The organism is Streptomyces sp. NPDC056144, from assembly GCF_042264145.1.
Taxonomy (GTDB): Bacteria; Actinomycetota; Actinomycetes; order Streptomycetales; family Streptomycetaceae; genus Streptomyces.
In genome coordinates this window covers 411,450-430,562 of the sequence record NZ_JBHJVF010000004.1, presented here as the reverse complement: position 1 = coordinate 430,562, position 19,113 = coordinate 411,450, and the positions used below count along the sequence as shown (strand labels likewise).

Below are 19,113 nucleotides of genomic sequence, written 5' to 3'. Positions count from 1 at the left end.
TCAGAACCTCTCCGGCTTGATCAGCGCGAGGACGAGGTAGCCGAGGAGGGCGACGGCGACGACGAGGCCGACGATGTTCTCGACGGTCACAGCTTCGCCACCCCCTTGGCGATGAGCGCCACCAGCGCGAAGACCGCGACCGTGGTGACGACGAAGGCCAGGTCGGCCATCGTGAGCTCCCAGGGGAAGAAGGAAGAGCGGATTCTCGGACGAGATGAGAAAACATCCTTTTCGAACGGGTTCGGCCCCCGTTGACGCCGCCCTAACGCTCTTGACGCCGGTCTTGACGCGTCCCCTACGCGGGGCGACGCCGCCACCGCCCCGGCCGCCAGGAGCGCGTCAATTCCTCCCGCCGCCGCGTTAACAGCACGTAGCGCGGGGCCGGTGCCGGCCCCCGAACGCCTAGCGTCAGGGGCATGGAGCCCCCGTACCCGCGACCCCTCCCCGCAGACGGCGACGCCGATGCCGCCGACGGCGCTCTGCACGACACCGCCTGGGCGGCGGAGGCCCGCGCCGCCGCCCTCTGCTCCGGGCTCCTGCTCGGGAGTTCGCTGCTCGTGGACGCGGGGGTGCACGGGCTGACCCTGACCCGTACCGTCTGCTGGATCGCGCTCGCCGCGCTCCTCCTCGTCGTCCTGCTGCCCGCGCGGGTCAGCTCGGCGCCGGGCCGCCTCACCGTGCGGGGCCTGTGGACGACCCGGACCGTCCGCACCGACCGGCTCACCTCGGTCCGCTGGCCGTACGGCTCCGGCCGGCGCCTGCTCCTGCGGGACGCGGAGGGCGCGCGGGCCGAGGTCGACCTCCGGGTCCTGCTCGCCAACCCGGCCCTGTGGCTCCGGCTGGAGGCCGAGGCCCAGGCGGCCCGGCGGCGCGGCACCCTCGACGGCACGGCCGACCTCGCCCGCCTCTCCCGGCACGTCCACACGGAGACGGCCCGCTCGGTCCTCCGGCTCTCCGGCCTGGCTTAGACGCCCCCTGGCCCCCTGGCCATCAGGTCCCCCGGCCACCCGGGCTGCGCCGGATGTGACGCGAACGACGTCCGACCGGGCCATCTTGACGCTTCCCTGACGCGCGACCCCCGATCTTGGGCCCGCGCGCTGCTTAGGCTGTCCCGGCCCGCTCGGTAGCGGTGCGACACCGTCGATTTCCCGCCAGGAGCCGTTCATGCCCACCATGGAGAACACGCGCGCGAACAAGCTGCGCGCGTGGATGCTGGAGGGCTTGTCCGACATGGGCAAGGGCAGACCCTCCCGGCCGGTGGAGGCCGATCCCGAGGCCGCGCACCAGGGCCAGCCCTGGTACCGGGTCATGTGCCTGACGGGTGTCGACTACTTCTCGACCCTCGGTTATCAGCCAGGCATCGCCGCCCTCGCGGCCGGCCTGCTCTCCCCCGTCGCCACCATCGTGCTCGTGGTCGTCACCCTCGCCGGCGCCCTCCCGGTCTACCGCCGGGTGGCCGAGGAGAGCCCGCACGGCGAGGGCTCGATCGCGATGCTGTCGCGGCTGCTGTCCTTCTGGAAGGGCAAGCTGTTCGTCCTGACGCTGCTCGGCTTCGCGGCGACCGACTTCCTCATCACGATCACGCTCTCCGCCGCGGACGCCTCCACCCACCTCGTGGAGAACCCGCACCTGGAGTCGGCCCTGCAGGACAAGCAGGTCCTCATCACGATGATCCTCATCGCGCTGCTCGGCGCGGTCTTCCTCAAGGGCTTCCTGGAGGCGATCGGGGTCGCCGTCGTCCTCGTCGGCGTCTACCTCGGGCTCAACCTCGTGGTCGTCGTCACCGGCTTCTGGCAGGTGGTCACCGAGGGCCACGTCGTCACCGACTGGACGGCCGCCCTGACCGCCGAGCACGGCAACGTCGTCGCCATGGTCGGCGTCGCCCTGCTCGTCTTCCCGAAGCTCGCGCTCGGCCTCTCCGGCTTCGAGACCGGCGTCGCCGTCATGCCGCACGTCAAGGGCGACCCGGACGACACCGAGCGGAACCCCGCCGGCCGGATCCGCGACACCAAGAAGCTCCTGACGACCGCCGCGCTGATCATGAGCGTCTTCCTGATCTGCACGAGCTTCATCACCACCGTGCTCATCCCGCACAAGGAGTTCGAGTCCGGCGGCAAGGCCAACGGCCGCGCCCTCGCCTACCTCGCCCACGAGCACCTGGGCAACACCTTCGGCACGGTCTACGACGTCTCGACGATCCTCATCCTCTGGTTCGCGGGCGCCTCCGCCATGGCCGGGCTGCTCAACCTCATGCCGCGCTACCTGCCGAAGTACGGCATGGCCCCGCACTGGGCCCGTGCCGTGCGCCCGATGGTCATCGTCTTCACCCTGGTCGCGTTCCTCGTCACGTGGATCTTCGACGCCGACGTCGACGCCCAGGGCGGCGCGTACGCCACCGGTGTCCTCGTCCTGATCTGCTCGGCGGCCATCGCCGTCACCATCGCCGCCCGCAAGGCCGGTCAGAAGGGATGGACGATCGGCTTCGCCGCCATCGCGGTCGTCTTCCTCTACACGACCGTCCTCAACGTCATCGAGCGCCCCGACGGCGTGAAGATCGGCGCCTGCTTCATCGCGGGCATCATCCTCATCTCGCTCCTCTCCCGCCTCGGCCGGGCCTTCGAGCTCCGCGTCACCCACGTCGAGCTCGACGAGACGGCCGAGCTCTTCATCCGGGACATCGCGCACCGCACGCCCCGGTTCATCGCCAACGAGCCCGACAACCGGGACGTCGCCGAGTACCGCGACAAGATCGACCAGATCCGCACCGACAACGACCTGCCGACGACGGAGGACTTCGTCTTCGTCGAGGTCACCGTCACCGACCCGTCCGAGTTCGAGGCCGGCCTCACCGTCCGCGGCGAGGTCCTGCACGACCGCTTCCGGGTCCTCACGGTCGAGTCGTCCTCGGTGCCGAACGCCATAGCGGCGCTCCTGCTCCACGCCCGCGACCTGACGGGCGTCCGGCCCCACGTCTACTTCGAGTGGACCGAGGGCAACCCCTTCGCCAACTTCCTCCGCTTCTTCCTCCTCGGCCAGGGCGAGGTCGCCCCGGTCACCCGCGAGGTGCTGCGCGAGGCCGAGCCGGACCGGGAACTCCGGCCGCGCGTCCACGTCGGATAGCGGGGACGCGGGGGAAGACAGCAAGCCGGGAAGACGGCGGAGCGGGGCCCCTCGGGGCCCCGCTCCTCATGACCGCGTGTCAGCAGCCGCTGGTCAGCCAGCGACAGGCGGTGATGAGCGCGGCGGCGTGCTCCTCGCCGCGGACGGCCTCGGTGCGGACCTCCTCGGGCAGCACCTGCAGGGCGTCGATGTCGTGCTCCATCATGGTTTTCTCCTTCGTGTGTACGGGAAGGGTGCCGGTTCCCGTGGGGGGAACCGTCTCCGCCGGCCGGCGGCCGACGGACGTCGAGGGGCCGGTCAGCCTTCGGGCAGCCAGGCGCGGGGGCCGCCGCAGCGCATGCGCAGCAGCAGGGAGAGACTTCCGGCGAGACCGGTGGCGTACTCGGCGAGGACGGTCCTGCGGTCCTCGTCGGGCACCAGGAGCCGTCCGTCGCGCAGGACGGCCTGCGCCGCCATGTGCGCGACGAGCAGTTCCGCGTCCGCCCGGTAGCGGGTGTCGCCGGTCAGCTCGGCGGCGTCGAGGAGGAACTCGGCGTTGCCCGCGAGGCCGTGGCAGGTGGCCGGCGAGTCGGTCACCCGGCCCGCCCGGACCGCGCGGGCGGCCCCGTCCACCAGGGCGAGGAGGTCCTCGTCGGCGCCGCCGATGGAGGCCCCGGCCGAGGTCCCGACGGAGGTCCCGGCCGAGATCCCGGCCGAGGTCCCTGCCGAGGTCCCTGCCGAGGTCCCGAGCCGGACCAGGAAGGTGCCGACGCCGGACGATCCGCTGCACCAGTGCCGGGCCAGGTCCGGGGAGCCGGAGAGGTGCCGGGCCCGGTCCACGGGCCACAGGACACCGGCCGCTCCGCCGCGCGCCGCCGCGGCGAGGGTGGCGCCGGCCTCGACGGCCGCCTCGCGGTACGACGCCTCCCCCGTCGCCCCGGCGGCGAGCAGCAGGAAGGTGCCCACTCCGGCGACTCCGTGCGCGAACCCGTAGTGCCAGGCTCCCGCGAGGGCGGACCCGAAGTCCTCCGGTACCGGCCAGAAGAGGCCCTCGGGGGTGCGCCGCCCCGCCGCGAGGAGCCCGTCGGCGACCTGGGCCACCCGGTCGAGGAAGCGGGGGTCGCCGGTGGTCCGCCAGAAGTGCAGCTGGGTCAGCCCGGAGCCGGCCGCCCCGTGGCAGACGTCGGGATTGGGCCAGTGGACGGGCAGGGCGAGCGCGCTCTCGGCGGCGCTCCTCGCGAGCGAGGGATCGTCGAGCGCCCGTGCCGCGTCGAGCAGGGCCCAGGCGGTGCCGGCGCGGCCGAAGTGGAGCCCCGGCAGGTTTCCCGGCAGGGCGCGCCGGCGGTCGGCGGTCCACCGGGCGGCGGTCCGCAGGCCGTCGCGGAGCGCGGCCCGGTCCAGGGTCACGCCGACGGCTTCCAGGGCGTCCGCGTTCCGCAGGGCCCGGGCCAGGACGGCGACCCCGCCGGCCGAGCCGTGCTGGACGGCGACCGGGTCGCAGGTCTCGCCGAAGGAGTCGGAGGGCCAGAGCCGTTCGGGAGCGTCGGGGTTCTGGGTGGCGAGGAGGTGGGCGATGCCGTCGCCGAGGAGCCGGTCCCGGGCCGCCTGGGCGTCCGAGGGCCGCCGGTTCCCGGGGCCTTCGACCGCCCAGGGACGGGTGGTGGAGGACCCCTTGAGGCGCCGGACGAAGTCCCGCGCCCGTTCCAGGGTCCACCGTTCCTCGGCGGCGTCCCGCATCAGCCCCCGGACGAGCGGGGCGAAGCGGCGGACCGCCGGGTGGTCGCGGGCGAGCAGTTCCAGGAGTCCCGCGAGGCGTTCCTCCTCGGGGCGCGCGTCGGCGGCGGGGCGGTCGGGGGCGAAGAGCGGGTCGGCGCCGCTGAGCGCGTGCAGGACGGTGGCGCCGAGGGCGTACAGGTCGACGGCCGGCGGGAAGGCGGGGGCCACCTGGTCGGCGGCGCGCAGCTCGGGGGCGGTGTAGCCGGGGGTGGCGCCGAGCACCCAGCGTTCGCCGGGGGGCGCGGCCATCTCCAGGTCGATGAGGAGCAGCCGGCCGTCCGGTGTGACCATGACGTTGTTGGGGTTGAAGTCGTGGAGGGTGACGCCGAGTCCGTGCGCGGTGGCGACCAGCTCGGTCAGCTGCCAGACGAGCGAGTCGCCGGTCCGCGGGTCGGGGCAGGCCGTGCCGTGCTCGGCGAGGCGGTCCGCGACGGTGCGGCGCAGGGTCGCCCCGGGTACGGACTCGGTGGCGAGGAACACGCTGCCCTGCTGCTCGAACACCTCCACCGGCTCCGGCACCCGGTCGCGGGAGGCGTCGGCGAAACGGCGGAGCAGGGCGGCCTCGCGGCGCAGCAGGTCGCGCACGTCGAGCCCTTCGAGTCCGGAACCGACGTGGGGGCGGGCCTGTTTGACGACGACGGGGGTGCCGGTCCGGGTGTCCTCCGCGCGGTAGACGCCGCCCTTGTTGGAGTGCTGGATGGCGCCCCGGACCACGTAACGGTCCGCGAGGAGTACGGGTTTGGGGGCGGCGGTGCTGTGCACGGCCCGGGCCGGACGGTCCGGGAAGGGATCGGCCGCCCATGTCGGCGGGCTGAACCAGGCGTTGCGCTCGTCGGCGACCGGGTTCCCCGCCGGGTCGGTGAGCCGTGCGGCGAATCCGCCGTCGGCGGTGAGCTCCCTGACGCCGGTGAACACGCCGTAGCGGTAGGAGACTTGGCTGTCGGGCCGGTAGCGGCGGTCGGAGAGGACGGCGGGCCCCGGCAGTCCCTCGGTGGCCCGGTGCAGCTCCTCGGCGAGCAGCCGGAGCATGGCGTCGTCCGCCGGGTAGACGGTGAGGAACTTGCCGCCTCCGCCGCGCGCCGAGCGGCCGGACACGAGCGCCGCGACCCGGGCGGGGGTGCCGGCGAACTTGAAGGCGGCGCCGTGCGCGAGGAGCACCTCGGCGGCGCGGGCGAGGACCAGGGGGGCCGACAGCGGGGTCGCGGAGACGTGCAGCTTCCAGCCCTGCGCCCGGCGGACGGCGTCCGCGGGGACGACGTGGCACCAGAAGTCGCCCGGTTCGACGGACCATCCCGCCGCCCCGGAGCGGGCGATGGCGCCGCGCACGAGGTCGGGCAGGAGCGCGCGGTCGGCGGCGCGCTCGGCGCGGGCCCGGCGCGGTCCGGGACCGGTCGCGGTCGAGGCCTCGGTCGAGGCCTCGGTCGAGGTGGAGTCCTGCACGGCTGCCGCCCGCCCTTACAGCGTCGGCCGGACGTAGTGGTCGCCCCAGCTGGTGTCCAGGGGGTCGGCGGCGACGGTGCGCGGCGGCACGGGCCATCCGTCGTCGTGGCTCCCGGCGGCACCGGCTCCGACTCCGGCTCCGGCCAGGAGGAGGGCGAGGGCGAGAAGGCACCGGACGGGTGTGGACATGCGAGGACTCCTGGTTCGGGACGGGACGCACGAAGAGGCGAGGGGCGCGATAACGCCGATATGGCTGATTAACGCCGAATGCCTGGCTGAAGGTGGTTGCTCCCGCCGGACAGCTCCAGTCCATCCCGGCGAGCTCACCTGGTCCAGGGCCAGGACCTGGCAATACCCTGCATGGCACGGAAGTCACAGGGCCGCAATCCGGGGGGAATCACCGCTTATGAGGACAGATCTCAAGGAAATGCCACGACTGGACGCGCGCGCCGTCGCCGTCTTCGAGTACGTGCTGTCGCGCGGCAGTCTGACCCGCTGGCCGCCCGACGTCGTACCCGCCCTCGGCCTCAGCCAGGAGGAGGTCGAGGCCGCGTCCCGCACCCTGCTGCGCCTGCGTCTGCTGCGCCCCGCTCCCGGCAGGCCGCAGGAGCTGATACCGGTGAGCCCGGACGCCGCCGCGGCGGAGGTCGTCGGCCCGCTGGAGGCGGAACTCGCCCAGGCCGCCGCGCACGCCCAGGCCGTACGCGACGAACTGCACGCCCTCATGCCGCAGTACCGGGCCGCACGGCGCGAGCAGGGTTCCCGGCAGGGCATCGACCGGCTCCCCGACATCGCCTCCGCGTCCGCGATGCTGGCGGAGGAGTCGGCCCGCTGCCGCGAGGAGGTCGTCAGCATCCAGCCCGGCGGAGGCCGCGCCCCCGGCCGGCTGGGCGCCGCCCTCGACCGGGACCTGGCGATGCTCGGGCGGGGTGTGCGGATGCGCACCCTGTACCAGCACTCGGCGCGCGCCAGCCTCTCCACGCAGGGGTACGTGGAGCGGCTCACCGAGGCCGGGGCCGAGTACCGCACGGCGGCGGAACTGCCGGACCGGGCCGTGGTCTTCGACCGCTCGGTGGCGTTCCTGCCCCGCCGCGCCGACGGCGGTACGGGCGAGGGCGCGGTCCTCGTGCGCGACCCGGACGTGGTGGCGTACCTGTGCCGCGTCTTCGAACAGCACTGGTCCGGCGCCAGTCCGTTCCACGGCACGAGCGAGGCCGCGTACAAGGAGGTCGGCCCGAGCCTGCGCCGTGCCCTGGTGGGCCTGCTCACCGAGGGGGTCAAGGACGAGGTGATCGCCCGCCGCATGGGCATGTCCCTGCGCACCTGCCGCCGCCACATCGCCGAACTCCTCGAAGAACTCGGCGCCGAGAGCCGCTTCCAGGGCGGCGCCCTGGCCGAACGCGCGGGCCTCACCGACGGCTAGGTCCTGTCCAGCGAACCGGAGCCCAGCCGGAACCTCAGCCGGCAGACCACCGCGTCCGTGTCCCGCCGCACGGCGTGCGCGACGACCGCCCCCCGCTGGTTCTGCAGCAGCCGCTGCCACAGGTGTTCCGGCTCCACCTCGGGTACGAGGACGGTCACCCGGGTCCCCGGTTCGGCCGCCCGCAGCTCGCGTACGTACGCGCTGACCGGGCGGCCGAGCGCGCGCCGTTCGGCGGGGAGCCTGACCAGCGGGACGCCCGGGTTCCACAGGGCCCAGTCCCGGGCGAGCGCGTCCGTCTGCTCCCGGTCCTCGGGGTCGGGGTGGCAGACGGTGACCGCCCTGACCTCGTCGCCGAGGGAGACGGCGGCCGTGAGGGCCTCGCTGGTGAGCCGGGTCAGCGAGGAGACCGGCACCAGGACGAGCGAGCGCTCGCGGTGCGGCGGCTCGGGGATCCGCCCGACGCCGAGCCGCTCGCCGATCCTCCCGTACGCGCGGTGCACGGTCTCGAAGGCGAGGACGATCAGCGGCAGGGCGACGACGATCAGCCAGGCCCCGTCGTGGAACTTGGTCGCGGTGACGACCACGGCGCTGACCCCGGTCAGGAGCGCGCCGAGGCCGTTGAGCGCGGCCTTGCGCCACTGCCCGGAGGCCCGCCAGTGCAGGACCATGCCGGTCTGGGCGATCGTGAAGCCGACGAAGACGCCGATCGCGAAGAGCGGGACCAGGGTGTTGGTGTCGCCGCCGGAGAAGACGAGCAGGGCGGCCGAGACGACGGCGAGCCAGACGACGCCGTGGCGGTGCACCTGCCGGTCGGCCTTGAGCCCGAAGACGTGCGGGACGTAGTTGTCGCGGGCGAGCAGCTTCAGCAGGACGGGCAGGCCGCCGAAGGAGGTGTTGGCGGAGAGTGCGAGCAGCACCATGGTCGCGAACTGGACGACATAGAAGGCCCAGTTGTGGCCGAGGGAGGCGTCCGCGAGCTGGGCGAGGACGGTGACGCCCTCCACCGGCTGGAGTCCGAAGCGGGAGATCAGGACCGACAGGCCGACGAGCATCAGGCCGAGGAGCGCGCCGAGCGCGACCTCGGCGCGCATCGCCCGGCGGGCGGCGGGGGCGCGGAAGGACGGCACGGCGTTGGCGATCGCCTCGACGCCGGTCAGCGCCGAGCAGCCGGAGGCGAAGGCCTTGAGCAGGAGCAGCGCGCCCACGGTGGTGGCGTTGTCGGCGAGCACCGACGCGTGGCCCGCCGAGGCGGCCGTGGAGACGGGGGCGTCCCGGAAGAGCCCGACGGCGATCAGGACGAGGATCGCGCCGACGAACACCGCCGTGGGGACCAGGAAGACCCGGGCGGACTCGACGATCCCGCGCAGGTTGACCGCGGTGACGAGGGCGAGCACGCCGAGGCAGATCGCCGGCCTGTCCCCGTACAGCGACGGGAAGGCGGAGGTCAGGGCGGCGACTCCGGCGGTGACGGCGACGGCCACGTTCAGGACGTAGTCGAGGACCAGCGACGCGGCGGCGACCAGCCCGGTCCTGCGGCCCAGATGGGCCCTGGCGACCGCGTACGAGCCGCCGCCGTCCGGGAAGGCGGCGATGACCTGCCGGTACGAGGCGACGAGGACGGCGAGGAGGCCGGCGATGGCCAGGGTGACCGGCAGGGTGAGGCCGAGGCCGTGGGCGCCCGCGGCGGCGAGGACGAGGACGACGGCCTCGGGCCCGTACGCCACCGACGCCATGGCGTCCAGGGAGAGCGCGGCGAGGCCGGTGACGGCGGTCAGCTTGTGCCGCGCGCCGGTGTCCGGCGGTTCGGCGGCGGGGCCGCCTTCGCCGGTGCCGGTGCCCTGGCCGGCGGTGGCGGCGGGCGGTGCTGTGGTCATGCGAGGGAGCTCCTTCGGTCGGGCTCCGCTCAGCGTCGGCGGTGCACCGGACCGTGTCCGCCCGTCCTGTCGCGTTCTTGGCGCCGTCCCCCGCCGTCCTGACGGCGCCCTGACGCGGAGCGCCGTTACGCGCTCTCCTTCCTCCGCACCATCTCGGTGATCCAGACCGGGGCGTACGGGGATGTGCACCCCGGCGACGTCGGGTAGTCCCTGAGGACCTGGAGCCGTTCGCCGATGGCGAGGGCGCGGGCGCGGTGGTCGGCGTGGTCGATGCCGATACGGGCCAGACAGGTGTTCATCGCCCACTGGAGGCGGTCCGGGGCGTCCTTCATCTCCGCCTCGATCGTGTCGAGGAGCGCGTCGAGGTCGAGGCCCTCGGCGTTCTTCTCGACGCGGTCGGCGGTGAGCGCCCACCCCGCGCTCGCGACGACCGGGTCCGCGTCGGCGGTCCAGGCGACCCGGAGCTCCTCGGCGTGGGGGCTCCTCCTGACGACGTTCCCGACGAGCCAGTCCTGGACCTTCGGCGTACGGGCCTCGTGCATCATCGCGTCGAGCTCGTCGCGCCCGAAGGCCTTGGGGCGGCAGACGAGGAGGGCGAGGAGCCGGGCGGCCGAGTCGCCCGTCGCCCACAGGTCGCGCGCGAGCTCGTGCCGTGTCCTCAGCCGCTTGGCGAGGGCGCGCAGCTTGCCGAGGTTCACGCCGTGGTCGTCGCCGTGGCGCTCGTTGACCGCGCGGGCCTTGGGGTCGTCGAGGGCGGCGAGCTCGGCCGTCACTTCGGCGAGGCTCGGGGTCGTGTCCTCTGCGGCCACGGCGGCCTCCTCTTCCTCGTCGCTTCCCCGCCGGCCAGCCTACGACGCCGCCGGAGTCCAGTACCGCTCCAGAGCCCCCTGCCGGTACGGGGCGGGGCTCACGCTCAGATCACCGGCGAAGGGGCGGTCGAGGACGAGGACCAGGAGGAGGCTGAAGCCGATGAGCCCGGAGACCGAGGCGACGAAGAGGAGCTGGATGCGCCGCTTGCGCATGCCGTAGAGGAAGGTGAGCGGGATGAGGACGATCGCGCCGCCGAAGGCGAGGAGCTGGAGCAGCGGAGGCAGCTGCTGTTCGGCCATGGTGAGCCGGGCGCGGCGCTGGGCGGCGACGGCGTCGAGGTGGGCGACGGCCGACTCGTAGAAGACCTCCTCGCGGGCGGAGTCCGGGTCGTACGCCTGGAGCGCGTCGTAGACGGACTGGAGGTTGGAGGCCGTGGCCCCGTAGCTCGGCTTCCCCTCGCGCATCCTGGGCCACTGGTCCTCGACGACGCCGTGGACGTATCCGCTGAGCGCCTCGTCGACGCGGGCGCGGACCGGGTCGGGGAAGGCCGCGACGTCGCGGGCGATGAGCGCGGCCTCGGTGGCCTCGGAGGCGACGATCGTCTGCGTGCTCTCCAGCTGGGTCCAGAGGGTGACGATGACGAAGGCGAGGATGATCCCGTAGATGGCGCCGAACATGCCGAGGGTGACCCCGACCATGTCGTTGTGCTCGCCGTGGGAGAGGGAGGGGTACCTGCGGCGGAGGAGGACGCTGCCGAGGACGGAGAGGACGACGGTCCCGCCGACGATGACCACGGTCAGGGCCGTGGTGCTGAAGTTGTTGAGCAGCCAGAGCGACATGTGCGCGCAGTGTAGGGACGCGGCGCGGGCGCGCGCCGCGCCTCGCGACGTGCGCGCCGGGTGGGCGCGCGCCCCGGGGAAGACGCCGCGCGCCCCCGTCACGGGCAGTGCCGGCCAGGGGCGGCCGCTCGCGAACTCACCGCGTCCCAGGGCCTTTTACGGCCTTCCGGGGGCCGCCCGCCGCAGTTCCGCGGCGGGCTCGGCGCGGGACGGGACCCGGCGCACGGCGGTCCCGGACCGCCCCCGTATCGCCACTCGAACGGGTGGCGGTACGAAGCGGCCCCGCTCCGCTACTGGCCGACGCGCCCGTCCACGCACTCGCGGAGCAGGTCCGCGTGGCCGCAGTGCCGGGCGTACTCCTCGATGCGGTGCACCATCAGCTCGCGCACGGAGATCCTGTCCTTGCCCACGCGCTCGCCGAGGTCGGGGAAGACGGCGAGGGCGGCGTCGGTCGCGGCCTGTTCGCGCTCCAGGTCGGCGTAGGCGCCGTCGACGACGGCCCGGTCGGCGACGGCCCCGATGAAGTCGCCGTCGGCCTCCCCGTACAGGCTCGGCAGCGGGTCGCCCTCGGTGATCCAGTTCTGCCAGTCGCGCTCCACCTCGGCGAGGTGGCGGACCAGGCCGAGCAGCGACATCGTCGACGGCGGGACCGAGCGGCGGGCGAGCTGCTCGGGGTCGAGGCCCTCGCACTTCATCCGGAGGGTCAGGCGGTAGCCGGAGAGGAAGTCCTCCAGCGTGGCGAGTTCACCCTCCGGGCCGGCACCCTCCTGGTGGCGGGGGTCGTTCTCGGGGTCCGTCCACATGTCGGGGTAGACGGTGGCCTGGCTCCAGCGTGCGGGCTCTTCGCTCATGCGTTCCATGATCGACTGCGGGGCGCGGGCCCGCCACCGAATTGACGGGCTCCCCGGGAGGGTTCACGGGAAGGCTCACGGGAGGGCTCAGAAGACCGAGAGGCCCGTGATGGTGGTGAAGCGGTCGAGGGCGGCGACGCCGGCGACCGAGTTGCCGCGTTCGTCGAGGCCGGGACTCCAGACGCAGAGCGTGCAGGTGCCGGGGACGACCGCGATGATCGCGCCGCCGACGCCGCTCTTGCCTGGGAGGCCGACGCGGTAGGCGAAGTCCCCCGCCGCGTCGTACGTCCCGCAGGTCATCATCACCGCGTTGACCTGCTTGGCCTGGCTGCGGGTGAGGAGCCGGGAGCCGTCGGAGCGGATGCCGTGGCGGGCGAGGAAGCCGGTGGCGACGGCGAGGTCGGCGCAGGAGGCCTCGATCGCGCACTGCCGGAAGTACTCGCGGAGCAGGGTCGGCACGGGCGTGGTGATGTTGCCGTACGAGGCCATGAAGTGGGCGAGGGCGGCGTTGCGGTCGCCGTGCGCGGTCTCGGAGGCGGCGACGTCCCGGTCGAGGTCGAGGTCCTGGTTGCCGCTCTCGGCACGCAGGAAGTCGAGGAGGGCGCCGGAGGCGTCGCCGGTGAGGCGGTGGAGCCGGTCGGTGACGACGAGCGCGCCCGCGTTGATGAAGGGGTTGCGGGGGATGCCGTGCTCGTACTCCAGCTGGACGAGGGAGTTGAAGGGGTTGCCGGACGGTTCGCGGCCGACGTGTTCCCAGACCTCGTCGCCCTCCCGGGCGAGGGCGAGCGCGAGGGTGAAGACCTTGGTGACGGACTGGGTGGAGAAGGGCTGCTGCCACTCCCCCACCCCGTACACCGTGCCGTCGAGTTCCGCCACGGCCATGCCGAAGCGGCGCGGGTCGACGGCGGCGAGCGCCGGGATGTAGTCGGCGGAGCGGCCGCGCCCGGCGAGGCGCCCGACCTCCTCGCCGATGCGTTCGAGGACGGGGAGGAAGGAGTGCACCATGGCGCGTATTGTGCCCGGCGCGCCCCCGCCGGCCGACGGCGCTCCGGGTTCAGCTCTCCGCCGTGTCGGGGATCCCGGGCCCCGTGGTCTCGTCGAGGGCGTACGGGTGGACGTACCGCGTCTCGTCGAGCGGCGTGAACCAGGTGCCGAAGCCGTACGGTGCCGTCGGCGCCGTACCGCCGGGGACCTCCTCGGCCGCCCCGTCCTGGAGCCACGCGAAGTCCAGGGACTCGTACACCTCGCCCGCGAAGTGCGCGAGGGCCGCCGCCACCTCGTCGTCGAGGAGACCGTGCAGGTCGAGGGTGACGTGGGCCTGTTCGATGAGGAGGCGCAGGACGAGCTCCTCGGCGAGGCAGCCGAGGCGTTGGAAGCTGCCGTCGGTGAACCGGGTGGTGAGGGCGACGGCCGTCACGAGGAAGCGGCGGGCGAAGAGTTCGGTGTACTGGGAGGCGTGGCGCTGCGGCAGCTGGTCGAGGTGCCACAGGTGGCCCTGGCACTCGGCGACGGTGACGTCCTCCTCGGCGAGGGCCTGGACGTCGTCGTACAGCTCGTCGATGAGGACCTCGGCGCCGTACACCAGGGATCCGGCGGCGAGTTCCGCGCTCGCGCGGCTGACGGAAGCACCCTCGCCCTCGCTCCCCTCACTCCCCTCACTCCCCTCGCTCTCCCCGTCGCCCGTCGCGCCGAAGACGGCCGGGGTGAAGGCGCGCAGGCGCGGGGCGAGGGAGCGGAACTCGGCCTCGTGGTCGTGGGTCTCCGGCTCCTCCTCGCCCCCGGCGGGCTCCGGCTTCGCCGTGTGGTGGGCGCGGCGGGCCTGCGGGTCGCTGGGCGGCGCGCCGGGGCCGTCGGCGGCTTCGAGGCTCTCGCGGGCCGCGTCGGTGTGGAGCTGCACCTCGCTGCTCTCGACCGTCCACTCGGCGAGCAGTTCCGTGCGTTCGAGCACCTCTTCGCTCACCGAGCCGACCGCGTCCTCCGCGAACTCCAGGGCCGGTGCCGCGACCATCACCTTCAGGATCGCCCCGCCGGGGTGGACGGCCACGTCCACGTCGAGCAGGTCCATCTCCCGGCCGTCGGCGCCCTCGATCCCGGCCACCGAGGCGAAGCCCTGGTCGAGGAGGGCGGCGGCGCCCACGCGATGGAGTTCGTCCAGCTCCGGTGCGCCTTCCGGAATGCGTATTTCCACGGTTACGACATAGGTCACGGACGAAAGCGTGCCAGGCCGGAGGGGCCGGACGCCGGGGGTTTCACGGAACCACCCACCCCCTCGGCCCCGCCCGTGGGGTACGGGCGGGGCCGAGGGGGTGGGTCAGGCGGCGAGGGGGTGGTTCAGGCGGCGAGCTCGGTGTCGACCGCTTCGGGCGTCTTCTTCGTGTCCCGCATGACCAGGGTCGCGAGGAGGGCCGCCGCGAGGACGCCGATCGCGCTGATCGTGAAGGTGGTGGACATGGAGTCGGTGAAGGCCGTCCGGGCCGCGTCCACGAGGGCGGCGTCGCCGCGGGCGGCGGCGAGGGCCCCGCCGAGGGACTGCCGGGCCTGCTCGGGGGCGTCGGCCGGCATCTCCCGGGTGTAGGCGCTGGTGAGGAGCGAGCCGAGGATGGCGATGCCGAGGGCGGTACCGGCCTGCTGGATGGTGTCGTTGAGCGCGGAGCCGACGCCGGCCTTCTCCTCGGGGATGGTGCTCATCAGGGCGCCGACCGCGGCCGGCATCGCGAGGCCCGCGCCGAGGCCGAGCAGGCCGAGGGCGACGGCCGGGACGGTGAAGCCGGAGTGGGCGTCGACCGTGGTGAGGAGGGCGAAGGCGGCGGCCATGACGAGCATGCCGGCGAGGACGAGGGCGCGGTTGCCGACCTTGGCGGCGAGCCCGGCGCCGGCGCCGTTGCCGACGAGGGCAGCGACGGCGAGCGGGACGAAGGCGAGGCCGGCCTTGACGGGCGAGTAGCCGAGGACGAACTGCAGGTACTGGGTGAGGACGAGGAGCAGGCCGCCGTTGCCGATCTGCACGAGGGTCAGCGAGAGCGAGCCGCCGCTGAAGTTGCGGTTCCTGAAGAGGACCAGCGGGACCATCGGGGCGGGGGTGACGTTCTCCCAGAGGACGAAGCCGGTCAGGGTGACGGCCGCGACGGCGAGGGTGACGAGCGAGCGGCCCTCGAAGGCGCCGTGCTGCGGGATCTCGATGATCCACCAGATGAGGGCGGTCATGCCGACGGCGGAGAGGATCGCGCCGAGCGGGTCGGGCTTCTGCCAGGGGCCCTTGGACTCGGGCATGAGGGTGAGGGCGGCGAGGACGGCGAGCGCGACGACCGGGACGTTGACGAAGAAGATCGACTGCCAGGAGAAGTGGTCGATCAGGACGCCGCCGAGGACCGGGCTGCCGACCAGGCCGAGCATGGAGACCGAACCCCACGCGGCCATCGCCCTGGGCCGCTCGTCCTCGTCGAAGACGGTGATGAGGATCGAGAGCGTCGAGGGCATGATCAGCGCGCCGCCGACGCCCATGGCGACCCGGGCGGCGATGACCTCGCCGGGGCTGGTGCAGAAGGTGGCGGCGAGGGAGGCGGCGCCGAAGAGCAGCAGGCCGACGATCATGACCTTCCGCCGGCCGAAGCGGTCGCCGAGGCTTCCGGAGGTCAGCAGGAGGCCGGCGAAGACCAGGACGTAGGAGTCCAGGATCCACTGGATGTCCTGGGCGCTCGCGCCGACGTCCTCGGTCATGGAGGGGACCGCGACGGTCAGCGCCATGCTGTCCACCACCAGGACCAGGGTGCTGAGGCACAGCACCACCAGGATCCACCAGCGGCGGGGATTGCGGTTCTCCGTGTTCATGGGACGTCCCCTCGTTCGCTCGACGCCCTTCGGCGTCTCGCCGTTTCCTTCGATGCGAACACTGTACGCAGCTGCGCACACTGTTCGCAACCCTTGGTCGCTGTACGCTGATTGCGAACGATGTACGCAGCGAGTGCTGTACGCAGCGAAGGAGGGTCCGTGATGGCAGGCAAGGCGACCACCCCCGTCCCGTCCGTGTGGACGCGAGAGCGGACCGCCCCCGATCAGCCCGCGCTCAGCCGGGCCGCGATCGTCCGCGAGGCGGTCGTGATGCTGGACGCCGAGGGCATCGAGGCGCTGAGCATGCGCAAGCTCGGCGCCCGCCTCGGCGCGGGCGCGACCTCGCTCTACCGCCATGTGGCGACCAAGGACGAGCTCATGGAGCTCGCCGTGGACGAGGTCGCCGCCGAGATCGTCGTCCCCCCGGCGGACCGTGCGGACCGGGCCGCCGGAGACGGTGACTGGCGCGCGGCGGCGGCCGAGGCGGCGGGCTCCTTCCGCGCGACCTCCCTGCGGCACCCGTGGCTGTCGTCCGTCCTCGGACAGGCGGGCCTCGCCTACCTGGGCCCGAACCTCATGGCGTTCTCGGAGCGGCTCGCGGCCCTGTTCACGGCGGCGGGCTTCCCCGAGCCGAGCCGGGCGATCGACACGCTCCTGTCGTACGTCATCGGAATGAGCACGACGGAGGCGGCGTGGCTCACGACGGTCGCCCGCTCCGGCGAGACGGAGGCGGAGTTCATCGCCCGCCTGATGCCGGCGGCCCAGCAGGTGGCTGCGGACCACGGCCACCTGGCCGACGCGTACGAGAAGGCGGCGGTCCAGGCGGCCGTGGACCCGGTCGCGCTGCGCGACGCGAAGTTCGCGTACGGCCTGGACGTGGTCCTGGACGGCTTGGCACTGCGCCTGAAGTAGGGCAGGCTCGCGATCATGTTTTCCGTGGTGCAGAACGTGGCGATCGACTGCGCGGACGCCTATGGCCTCGCGCGGTTCTGGAGCGAGGTGACGGGCCGTCCGCTGGGCGCGGAGGACCGGCCGGGAGACCGGGAGACGCAGGTGATGCTCGCGGAGGGGCCGGTGCTGTACTTCAACCAGGTCGACGAGCCCAAGACGGTCAAGAACCGGGTCCACCTGTGCCTGCGCCCCGACACCTCGCGCGAGCCGGAAGTGGAGCGTCTCCTCGGTCTCGGCGCCACGATGGTCGCCGACCGGCGGAAGCCGGACGGCTCGGGGTGGGCGGTCCTCGCCGACCCCGAGGGGAACGAGTTCTGCGTGCTCCGCAGCGAGTCCGACCACGCGGCGGCGGGCACCGCCTGACTACCCCCGGGTTCCGTCCCGCAGCGTGCCGAGGAAGCGGATGTGCACCGGTCCTCCGCTCCCGGGGCGGGTGACCTCGGCCCGCACCCCGTAGACCTCGGCGACCAGCTCCTCCGTCAGGACCTCCTCGGGTGTCCCCCGGGCCACCACCCGCCCCTCGGCGAGGACGACCAGCCGGTCGCAGTACATCGCCGCGAGGTTGAGGTCGTGCAGGGCGACGACGGCGGTGAGGCGGAGTCCCGACACGAGCCCCAGGAGGTCCAGCTGGTGCTGGATGTCGAGGTGGTTGGTCGGTTCGTCGAGCAGGAGCTCGCGCGGCTCCTGGGCGAGGGCCCGGGCGATCTGGGCCCGCTGGCGCTCGCCGCCCGAGAGCGTCCGCCAGGCGCGGTGGGCCTTGTCGGCCAGACCCGTACGGTCGAGGGCGGAGCGGACGGCGGTCTCGTCGGCCGCCGACGCGGGCGTCCAGGCCCTGCGGTGCGGGACCCGGCCGAGGCGGACGACGTCGAGGACGGTCAGGTCGACCTGAGTGTCGGCCTGTTGCTCGACGGCGGCGAGCCGCCGGGCGACGGTCCTGCGGCCGAGCCGGTCGAGGGGTTCGCCGTCGAGGGTGACGACGCCGGTGTCGGGGGCGAGGACACCGGCGAGGAGCCGGAGGAGCGTCGACTTCCCCGAGCCGTTGGGGCCGAGCAGGCCGGTGACGGTGCCGGGGCGCGGGGCGAGGGTGACCCCGTCGAGGACGGGGGTCCCGTCGACGGCCCGCGAGACCCGTTCGGCGCGAAGTCCCGTACCCACGTCCACACTCGTGCTCATCGTGTCCCCCGCGTCCGGTAGAGGACGAGCACGAACGCCGGTACGCCGACGAGCGAGGTCACCACGCCCACCGGCACCTCCTGCGGATCCAGCACCGTACGGGCGAGGGTGTCGGCCCAGACGAGGAACACCGCCCCGGCGAGCGCCGACACCGGCAGGAGCCGGGCGTGCCCGGGGCCGACGAGGGCGCGGGCCGCGTGGGGCAGGACGAGTCCGACGAAGCCGATCGCCCCGGCGGCGGAGACCAGCGCGGCCGTGAGGAGCGCGGTGGCGCAGAGCAGGACGGTACGCGTACGGGTGACGGCGACGCCGAGGGACGCGGCGGCGTCCTCGCCGAAGGCGAAGGCGTCGAGGGTCCGCGCGTACCCGCCGCAGACGAGCAGGGCCGCCACGAGCACCGCGAGGCAGACGCGCACGTCGCCCCACCCGGCCCCGCCGAGCGAGCCGAGCAGCCAGAAGAGCACGCCCCGGGTGGTCTCCGCGTCGGCGGCCGTCATGACGACGAAGGAGGTCAGCGCGGAGAAGAGCTGCATCGCCGCGACGCCCGCGAGGACCACGCGGTCGGTGGAGCCGCCGAGGGTGTGGCTGAGCAGCAGGACGAGCGCGAAGGAGGCGACCGCGCCGAGGAACGCGCCGCCGGTGACGGAGAGGACTCCCCCGCCGACGCCGAGGACGACGACCAGGACGGCGCCGGTCGAGGCACCGGAGGAGACGCCGAGGACGAACGGGTCCGCGAGCGGGTTGCGGAGCAGCGACTGCATCACCACGCCGCAGACGGCGAGTCCGGCGCCGCAGACGGCCGCGAGGAGGGTACGGGGCAGGCGGAGGTTCCAGACGATGCCGTCCCGGATCGGCGAGACGCCGGAGGCGGCCGGGTCGCCGCCGAGGTGGGCCGCGACGACGGACCCGACCTCGCCGACGCGCAGGTCAGCCGGTCCGATGGTGATCGCGACGGCGACGGAGGCGACGAGGAGGCCGAGCCCGGCCAGGACCCACAGGGCCACCGGGCTCCTGGAGCCCACGGGGGTGCTCGCGGGGGTGCCAGCGGG

The 19,113-nt window shown here is 73.7% G+C and carries 18 protein-coding genes; 5 read left to right on the top strand and 13 right to left on the bottom strand.

The window, feature by feature from the left end:
• The gene (kdpF, locus tag ACFC0Z_RS15965; RefSeq protein ID WP_376437589.1) at positions 1-90 is read right to left on the bottom strand and encodes a K(+)-transporting ATPase subunit F; all 90 of its coding nucleotides are present in this window, start codon (positions 88-90) and stop codon (positions 1-3) included.
• Between the two features lie 326 nt (positions 91-416).
• Here kdpF and ACFC0Z_RS15960 point away from each other — a divergent pair, with 326 nt between their 5' ends.
• Both ACFC0Z_RS15960 and ACFC0Z_RS15955 read left to right on the top strand, forming a co-directional pair.
• On the top strand, positions 417-968 hold the full coding sequence (locus ACFC0Z_RS15960) for a hypothetical protein (RefSeq protein WP_376437587.1): 552 nt from the start codon (positions 417-419) through the stop codon (positions 966-968).
• Positions 969-1,164: 196 nt separating this feature from the next.
• Positions 1,165-3,120 (top strand): amino acid transporter, encoded by a 1,956-nt coding sequence (locus ACFC0Z_RS15955; protein ID WP_376437586.1) that lies wholly within the window; start codon positions 1,165-1,167, stop codon positions 3,118-3,120.
• 79 nt (positions 3,121-3,199) lie between these two features.
• On the opposite strand, the gene ACFC0Z_RS15950 is transcribed toward ACFC0Z_RS15955, so the two are convergent.
• The 3 genes from ACFC0Z_RS15950 to ACFC0Z_RS15940 all read right to left on the bottom strand — a co-directional run bounded on the left by ACFC0Z_RS15950 (position 3,200) and on the right by ACFC0Z_RS15940 (position 6,504).
• The gene (locus ACFC0Z_RS15950; protein WP_376437584.1) at positions 3,200-3,325 is read right to left on the bottom strand and encodes an ALQxL family class IV lanthipeptide; all 126 of its coding nucleotides are present in this window, start codon (positions 3,323-3,325) and stop codon (positions 3,200-3,202) included.
• Between the two features lie 92 nt (positions 3,326-3,417).
• Positions 3,418-6,315: a class IV lanthionine synthetase LanL gene (gene lanL, locus ACFC0Z_RS15945; protein ID WP_376437581.1), complete on the bottom strand. Its 2,898-nt coding sequence runs from the start codon at positions 6,313-6,315 to the stop codon at positions 3,418-3,420.
• Positions 6,316-6,330: 15 nt separating this feature from the next.
• On the bottom strand, positions 6,331-6,504 hold the full coding sequence (locus ACFC0Z_RS15940; protein WP_376437579.1) for a hypothetical protein: 174 nt from the start codon (positions 6,502-6,504) through the stop codon (positions 6,331-6,333).
• A 238-nt stretch (positions 6,505-6,742) separates the two neighbouring features.
• Between ACFC0Z_RS15940 and ACFC0Z_RS15935 the strand changes: the two genes are divergently transcribed.
• Entirely contained in the window at positions 6,743-7,738 is a 996-nt protein-coding gene (locus ACFC0Z_RS15935) for a hypothetical protein (protein ID WP_376437576.1), read from the top strand.
• Here ACFC0Z_RS15935 and ACFC0Z_RS15930 read toward each other — a convergent pair.
• The 7 genes from ACFC0Z_RS15930 to ACFC0Z_RS15900 form a co-directional block, all read right to left on the bottom strand.
• Positions 7,735-9,612 carry an APC family permease gene (locus tag ACFC0Z_RS15930; protein ID WP_376437573.1) on the bottom strand — a complete coding sequence of 626 codons (1,878 nt, stop codon included), beginning with the start codon at positions 9,610-9,612 and terminating at the stop codon, positions 7,735-7,737. The two genes, ACFC0Z_RS15935 and ACFC0Z_RS15930, sit on opposite strands and share 4 nt — an antisense overlap.
• Positions 9,613-9,737: 125 nt before the next feature.
• Entirely contained in the window at positions 9,738-10,421 is a 684-nt protein-coding gene (locus ACFC0Z_RS15925) for a DNA alkylation repair protein (protein WP_376437571.1), read from the bottom strand.
• 39 nt (positions 10,422-10,460) lie between these two features.
• Entirely contained in the window at positions 10,461-11,261 is an 801-nt protein-coding gene (locus tag ACFC0Z_RS15920; protein ID WP_376437568.1) for a DUF4239 domain-containing protein, read from the bottom strand.
• Between the two features lie 290 nt (positions 11,262-11,551).
• Positions 11,552-12,112, bottom strand: coding sequence for a DinB family protein (locus ACFC0Z_RS15915; protein WP_376437565.1), 561 nt, complete (start codon positions 12,110-12,112; stop codon positions 11,552-11,554).
• Positions 12,113-12,199: 87 nt separating this feature from the next.
• Positions 12,200-13,117, bottom strand: coding sequence for a glutaminase (locus ACFC0Z_RS15910; RefSeq protein ID WP_376437563.1), 918 nt, complete (start codon positions 13,115-13,117; stop codon positions 12,200-12,202).
• A gap of 49 nt (positions 13,118-13,166) precedes the next feature.
• Positions 13,167-14,318 carry a hypothetical protein gene (locus ACFC0Z_RS15905; protein WP_376437561.1) on the bottom strand — a complete coding sequence of 384 codons (1,152 nt, stop codon included), beginning with the start codon at positions 14,316-14,318 and terminating at the stop codon, positions 13,167-13,169.
• Between the two features lie 125 nt (positions 14,319-14,443).
• Positions 14,444-15,940, bottom strand: a complete 1,497-nt coding sequence (locus tag ACFC0Z_RS15900; protein ID WP_376437559.1) for an MFS transporter — start codon at positions 15,938-15,940, stop codon at positions 14,444-14,446.
• A 162-nt stretch (positions 15,941-16,102) separates the two neighbouring features.
• On the opposite strand from ACFC0Z_RS15900, the gene ACFC0Z_RS15895 reads away from it, so the two are divergent.
• Complete coding sequence (locus ACFC0Z_RS15895) at positions 16,103-16,852, top strand: TetR/AcrR family transcriptional regulator (RefSeq protein ID WP_376437556.1); 750 nt, start codon at positions 16,103-16,105, stop codon at positions 16,850-16,852.
• 15 nt (positions 16,853-16,867) lie between these two features.
• Positions 16,868-17,254 (top strand): VOC family protein, encoded by a 387-nt coding sequence (locus ACFC0Z_RS15890; RefSeq protein ID WP_376437553.1) that lies wholly within the window; start codon positions 16,868-16,870, stop codon positions 17,252-17,254.
• Here the strand turns inward: ACFC0Z_RS15890 and ACFC0Z_RS15885 are convergent, their stop codons facing one another.
• Positions 17,255-18,064: an ABC transporter ATP-binding protein gene (locus ACFC0Z_RS15885; RefSeq protein ID WP_376437550.1), complete on the bottom strand. Its 810-nt coding sequence runs from the start codon at positions 18,062-18,064 to the stop codon at positions 17,255-17,257.
• On the bottom strand, positions 18,061-19,086 hold the full coding sequence (locus tag ACFC0Z_RS15880) for a FecCD family ABC transporter permease (RefSeq protein WP_376437994.1): 1,026 nt from the start codon (positions 19,084-19,086) through the stop codon (positions 18,061-18,063). Before ACFC0Z_RS15880 ends, ACFC0Z_RS15885 begins: the two co-directional genes overlap by 4 nt.
• Positions 19,087-19,113 lie beyond the last annotated feature (27 nt).

What these genes read in the sequence shown, in the direction of transcription:
- ACFC0Z_RS15960 (WP_376437587.1), top strand. Translation starts at nt 417, where the DNA reads ATGGAGCCCCCGTACCCGCGACCCCTCCCCGCAGACGGCGACGCCGAT.
- ACFC0Z_RS15955 (WP_376437586.1), top strand. Translation starts at nt 1,165, where the DNA reads ATGCCCACCATGGAGAACACGCGCGCGAACAAGCTGCGCGCGTGGATG.
- ACFC0Z_RS15950 (WP_376437584.1), bottom strand. Translation starts at nt 3,325, where the DNA reads ATGATGGAGCACGACATCGACGCCCTGCAGGTGCTGCCCGAGGAGGTC.
- ACFC0Z_RS15940 (WP_376437579.1), bottom strand. Translation starts at nt 6,504, where the DNA reads ATGTCCACACCCGTCCGGTGCCTTCTCGCCCTCGCCCTCCTCCTGGCC.
- ACFC0Z_RS15935 (WP_376437576.1), top strand. Translation starts at nt 6,743, where the DNA reads ATGCCACGACTGGACGCGCGCGCCGTCGCCGTCTTCGAGTACGTGCTG.
- ACFC0Z_RS15930 (WP_376437573.1), bottom strand. Translation starts at nt 9,612, where the DNA reads ATGACCACAGCACCGCCCGCCGCCACCGCCGGCCAGGGCACCGGCACC.
- ACFC0Z_RS15920 (WP_376437568.1), bottom strand. Translation starts at nt 11,261, where the DNA reads ATGTCGCTCTGGCTGCTCAACAACTTCAGCACCACGGCCCTGACCGTG.
- ACFC0Z_RS15915 (WP_376437565.1), bottom strand. Translation starts at nt 12,112, where the DNA reads ATGAGCGAAGAGCCCGCACGCTGGAGCCAGGCCACCGTCTACCCCGAC.
- ACFC0Z_RS15910 (WP_376437563.1), bottom strand. Translation starts at nt 13,117, where the DNA reads ATGGTGCACTCCTTCCTCCCCGTCCTCGAACGCATCGGCGAGGAGGTC.
- ACFC0Z_RS15900 (WP_376437559.1), bottom strand. Translation starts at nt 15,940, where the DNA reads ATGAACACGGAGAACCGCAATCCCCGCCGCTGGTGGATCCTGGTGGTG.
- ACFC0Z_RS15895 (WP_376437556.1), top strand. Translation starts at nt 16,103, where the DNA reads ATGGCAGGCAAGGCGACCACCCCCGTCCCGTCCGTGTGGACGCGAGAG.
- ACFC0Z_RS15890 (WP_376437553.1), top strand. Translation starts at nt 16,868, where the DNA reads ATGTTTTCCGTGGTGCAGAACGTGGCGATCGACTGCGCGGACGCCTAT.
- ACFC0Z_RS15885 (WP_376437550.1), bottom strand. Translation starts at nt 18,064, where the DNA reads ATGAGCACGAGTGTGGACGTGGGTACGGGACTTCGCGCCGAACGGGTC.